The organism is Stenotrophomonas sp. HMWF003 (assembly GCF_003061285.1).
GTDB classification, from domain to species: domain Bacteria; phylum Pseudomonadota; class Gammaproteobacteria; order Xanthomonadales; family Xanthomonadaceae; genus Stenotrophomonas; species Stenotrophomonas maltophilia_AP.
The window spans coordinates 1-4,832 of record NZ_QAIW01000286.1 but is presented as its reverse complement, the minus strand read 5'-3'; the positions used below and the strand labels follow the sequence as shown (position 1 = coordinate 4,832).

At 65.7% G+C, this 4,832-nt stretch carries 6 protein-coding genes; all 6 read right to left on the bottom strand.

The window, feature by feature from the left end; all coding sequences use genetic code 11:
- The coding region (gene arsC / locus DBR34_RS11860) for an arsenate reductase (glutaredoxin) (RefSeq protein WP_128096945.1) at positions 1 to 378 on the bottom strand (378 nt) is incomplete at its 3' end.
- Positions 379 to 484: 106 nt separating this feature from the next.
- On the bottom strand, positions 485 to 1,339 hold the full coding sequence (locus tag DBR34_RS11855) for a hypothetical protein (protein ID WP_128096944.1): 855 nt from the start codon (positions 1,337 to 1,339) through the stop codon (positions 485 to 487).
- Between the two features lie 25 nt (positions 1,340 to 1,364).
- Positions 1,365 to 1,637, bottom strand: coding sequence for a heavy-metal-associated domain-containing protein (locus tag DBR34_RS11850; protein ID WP_258223850.1), 273 nt, complete (start codon positions 1,635 to 1,637; stop codon positions 1,365 to 1,367).
- 248 nt (positions 1,638 to 1,885) lie between these two features.
- On the bottom strand, positions 1,886 to 2,908 hold the full coding sequence (locus DBR34_RS11845; protein ID WP_128096943.1) for a 2Fe-2S iron-sulfur cluster-binding protein: 1,023 nt from the start codon (positions 2,906 to 2,908) through the stop codon (positions 1,886 to 1,888).
- A gap of 6 nt (positions 2,909 to 2,914) precedes the next feature.
- Positions 2,915 to 3,181: a glutaredoxin family protein gene (locus DBR34_RS11840; protein ID WP_128096942.1), complete on the bottom strand. Its 267-nt coding sequence runs from the start codon at positions 3,179 to 3,181 to the stop codon at positions 2,915 to 2,917.
- A 55-nt stretch (positions 3,182 to 3,236) separates the two neighbouring features.
- On the bottom strand, positions 3,237 to 4,832 hold a 1,596-nt coding region (locus tag DBR34_RS11835), incomplete at its 5' end, for a copper-translocating P-type ATPase (protein WP_146186828.1).

Sequence of the window (4,832 nt, the reverse complement as noted above, 5' to 3'; positions counted from 1 at the left end):
GTCTTCCTTGGTGAAAGAACGCGTCATCGGCGGCAGGATCTCCAGCACGACCTCCGAGGGGCGGCACAGCCGGGTTCCCAATGGCGTTTGCACGAACGGCCGGTTGATCAGGATCGGATGCGCCAGCATCGCATGCAGCAGCGCGTCGTCGTCGAGCGCAGGGTTGCCCAGCCCGAGCGCGTCATAAGGCGTGCCCTTCTGCCGGATCGCATCACGAACGCCCAGGCCAGCTGCTTCAATCAGTTCGACCAGGCGCGGGCGGCTCGGTGGGTGGACGAGATACTCGATGACCTCCGGCTCGATGCCCACGTGTCGGAGCATCGCCAGTGTGTTGCGGGAGGTGCCGCAATTGGGGTTGTGGTAGATGACGGCGTTCATGCGCCCTCCTGCTGAAGGCATATGCCCGCCATCGATTGTCTCCCCGCCGGCATGCCGTGGCCAGGAATTCCCCAACCACGGCCAGGGCGACGCTAACGCCCGTTGCTCACGCGCCCGGCGCAACATCGACAACGAACGGCACCGTTCGGATGTCACCGTCGGCCATGAACTGGATCCAGAGCGCATAGCGACCCGCGTGAGGCGGCGTTGCGTGCAGCATCATCTGTGCGCTGACCGGGCCCGCCGGGTCGTGCGCCGAGCCGTGGGACCCGTGCGCGGCGTTGGCTGCACCCGCTGACATCGCATGCGCGTGGACATACGCCAGGTCATCGGTGCCCACGAACACCGCGTGGGCCGGCACGCCAAGGTAGAGGCCCAGGTCCTGCGCCGGCGTTCCATTCTTCAGCACCGTCAGGTGCACCATGCTCTCCTTGCCGGCCTGTAGACCCGACTGCTCCAACTGGACCGTATAAGGTCCATCGGTCCCTTCCTTGGGCGCCGGGAGCGGCGCGACGGCTTTCGCACCGGCGGGTGCCTCCACGGAAACGTCGAAGCGAACCACCTGTTGACCCAGGCCGGTGGGTACCGCGTCCGCGAAGACGTGGTAAACGCCAGGCTTGGGGAAGTGCATTGCGACCCGGAAACGACCGTCCGGCCCTGCCTTGCCCGGGTGTTCGTGCAGGAAGCTGGAGAAGGTGCTGTCGGTGGCCAGGACGTGCAGCGGCTGGGTCAGCTCTTCGTCAAAATGCACGATGGGCTTGCCCGTGGTCTTGTCGGCGAATGTGATCAGCAACTCGCGGGAGAGCGCGCCGGTTTTCTCGATGGAAAGCTCGGCGCTGACCCGTTCGGTCGTTCCCGAAAGCGCAAACGCACCTTTCAAGGCTGCATCAGTCGCCGAGGCTGGCAATGCCGCCGTACCGATCGCAGCCACGCCAAAGGTGAGAAGCTGTTTCATGAACATGGGACGTTTCTCCGTAGGTAGGGACTTACCGGCTTGCCAGCGGCTGGTGGGGATATCCAGCCTCTGCCAGTACGGCGAGGAAGGCTGCTTCGTCCAGCGCCGTTTCTACCCGCACCTGTCGCGCCGGGGTGTCGGTTTCGATCTGCGCCAGGGGGTCGACGCTCAGCAAGGCGTCTTTCACCGGCCTGGCGCAGGAACCGCACGTCATGTTTGGAATGTGGAACTGAAGCATGTTGATCTCCTGATTGAGTGGTGCGCTGACCACGTTGGGCGTTGACAGCGTGGCAATGTCAATCAACAGGCGTGGAGATCGGTCTGTCCCTCGGGTTGCGTTCACATTCTCGACGCCACAGGCACGCGACAACGCGCACATGCAGGCCCCACAACCGCGACTCGGTATGGATCACGTCAATGCGATGTCGCGCCGCCTTACGTCGTGCTTGCCGTTTCGCCTGGCGTTTGGCGATGTGGGAAGGCGCCACCTTTTTTACATCAGCATCCAGGCGTTCCTTCTTCGGTCGTCTCACTCCGTATGGAAGTGCGGTTTCAACCGGCAACCGACGCCGTGTCGGGCGTGAAAAAGACATCCGCATGGAGGTCTTCCGGCCGTAAGCCACCTGCCCTGCAGACGCGCAACGCGGATTCAACCATCACCGGCGGGCCGGCCACGTAGGCCTTCCAACCTTCCAGTACCGGATGGTCCGCGGCCACGGCGTCGGTTACCCACCCGGTGCGCCAGAGGCTTTGCCGAGGATCATGGGAGAGGACCGGCGTAAACGTCAGGTTGGGGTGTATCCGCGCCAGCCGCTGGAAGTGCTCGATCAGGTACATGTCAGCGATGCGGCGTGCACCGAAGTAGACATGGATGGCCTGCCGCATGCCCTCGGCGAGTGCCGCCTCCACGATCGCCTGGATCGGCGCCAGGCCCGAGCCACCTGCGATACAGAGGATGGGGCCCGGATGACGCCTACGCAGGTAGGACGACCCCAACGGGCCCTCCACCATCACCGGATGCCCGGGCTTCAGTGCTGCGTGTATCCACTCGGTCACCGTCCCATCCGGCACGCGGCGGACGTGGAACTCAAGCACGCCGTTGCCGGCACGGCCTGCCATCGAGTAGTCACGGGGCGCAGCGTTGGGGAATGTCAGCCGGGCGTACTGACCTGCGTCGAAGGCAAGCAGCTCGGGGCCCGTGGCGGCAAGCCGGATACGTTTTATGTCGTGCGTGAGGGTGTCGATTGCCTGCACCTGATATGCCAGGCGTTGCATTCCAGTGGAGTGAACCGCATCCGCGTCGCCTGCAGCGGCGGCGACCACATCGGTCTCCGGGAGGGCGCGACACGCCAGAAACAGGCCCTGCGCCTTCTGCGCTTCCGTAAGGGCGAAGCGACTATGTTCCAGATGCACCACTTTGCCCGTGATCAGGCGCGACAGGCAGGAACCGCAGCGGCCAGAGCGGCAGCCATGTGGGTAGGCGACGCCTGCCGCCAGCACCGCCTCCAGGATGGTGGCACCTTCCGGCACAAGGAGGGTGCGTCCTTCCGGGCGTATCTCGACGTATCGGGTCATGATCGTTCAGGCAGTGCCGGTCAGGCCGAGCGCCACGGTCAACAGCGGCTTCTGGGTCAGGAACGTGCCGTAGAAGACCGAATCACCCACCACTGTGATCGGCGCGACGCGCACGCCCGTGCGTGCCTTGGCCTCCTCCATGACCTCGCGGATGGACAGATCGCGCTCGTCGAAGATGATCCCCTCACGATCGAGCCACGCCTTCAGCGTATGGCAGTCGGGGCATGTGGGCGTCGTGTAGAGAATGACGGGCGGTTTGGATGTGATGACCATGGCGGCCTCCTTCAGGCGGGTCTGGCGTCCGGGCGACAACTGCGCGTGCCCGGCATCAATGGCCGTTCACCGGGCTCGATGCGGTGGCCTCGATGCGCATCGGCGCGCGGAAGCGCTTGAGCCGCAGTGCGTTGCCCAGCACGAAGATGCTGGAGAGCGCCATTGCCGCAGCGGCAAAGATCGGCGACAGCAGCATGCCGTTGAGGGGATACAGCGCACCGGCCGCCACCGGAATCAGCACGGCGTTGTAGGCGAACGCCCAGAACAGGTTCTGCTTGATGTTGCGGATGGTGGCCTGGCTCAGCGCGATCGCGTTGGTCACCCCGCGCAGATCGCCGGACATCAGCACCACGTCGGCCGCCTCGATGGCGACGTCGGTACCGGTGCCGATGGCCAAGCCAACATCCGCTTCGGCAAGCGCCGGTGCATCGTTGATGCCATCGCCGACGAAGGCCACCCGCGCGCCGTTGGCGCGGAACTTCTTGAGCGCGGCCACCTTGCCGTCAGGCAGGACTTCAGCGGCCACTTCATCGATGCCCAGCTGCCGCGCGATGGCTGCCGCGGTGGCGGCGTTGTCGCCGGTGATCATGGCCACCTTCAGGCCCAGCGCGTGCAGCGCGCGGATCGCCTCCGGGGTGGTGTCCTTGATCGGGTCGGCCACCGCGATCACCGCGGCCAGGCGGCCATCGATGGCCGCATACAACGGGCTCTTGCCCTCTTCACCCAGCCGCTGCGCCGCCGGCAGGAACGTGCTGACATCAAGACCCAGCCGGGTCATGAAACGGTCGGCACCCACTGCAACCGTTCGGCCGGACACCGTCGCGGTCACACCGTACCCCGGTGTCGCCTCGAAGCCCTCAACAGGCGCCAACGTCAGCTCACGCTGTCCAGCAGCGGCGACGATCGCTTCGGCGATCGGGTGTTCCGAACGGGTTTCCACCGCCGCCACGAGCGCCAGCACTTCGTCATACGCAAAGCCGTCGGCCGGCACCAGGTCGGTCAGTTCGGGGCGACCCTTGGTCAGCGTGCCGGTCTTGTCCAGTGCAACCACGCTGACGTCACGCAGTGCCTGCAGTGCTTCGCCCTTGCGGAACAGCACCCCCAGCTCCGCCGCGCGGCCGGTGCCCACCATGATCGAGGTGGGCGTGGCCAGCCCCATCGCGCACGGGCAGGCGATGATCAGCACGGCCACTGCATTGACCAATGCAAACGTGAGCGCCGGCGAGGGGCCGAACACCAGCCAGACCAGGAAGGTCAGCACGGCCGCGGCCATCACCGCCGGCACGAACCACATGGTGACCTTGTCGACCATCGCCTGGATCGGCAGCTTGGACCCCTGCGCCTCTTCCACCAGGCGGATGATCTGCGCCAGCACCGTATTGGCGCCCACCTGGGTGACACGGAAACTGAAGGCGCCGGTCTTGTTGAGGGTGCCGCCGACGACCTCGGCGCCCACCCCCTTGGACACCGGCACCGGTTCGCCGGTGATCATGCTCTCATCGACATACGAGGCGCCCTCGACGACCTGGCCATCGACCGGAACCTTTTCACCCGGGCGCACGAGCACCACATCGCCGGTGGTCACCTGCTCCAGCGGGATCTCCACGGTGGCGCCGTTGCGCTCTACCCGTGCGGTCTTGGCCTGCAGGCC

Bases quoted from the DNA above. Each gene is read 5' to 3' on its own strand.
- DBR34_RS11855 (WP_128096944.1), bottom strand. From the start codon at position 1,339: ATGTTCATGAAACAGCTTCTCACCTTTGGCGTGGCTGCGATCGGTACG.
- DBR34_RS11845 (WP_128096943.1), bottom strand. From the start codon at position 2,908: ATGACCCGATACGTCGAGATACGCCCGGAAGGACGCACCCTCCTTGTG.
- DBR34_RS11840 (WP_128096942.1), bottom strand. From the start codon at position 3,181: ATGGTCATCACATCCAAACCGCCCGTCATTCTCTACACGACGCCCACA.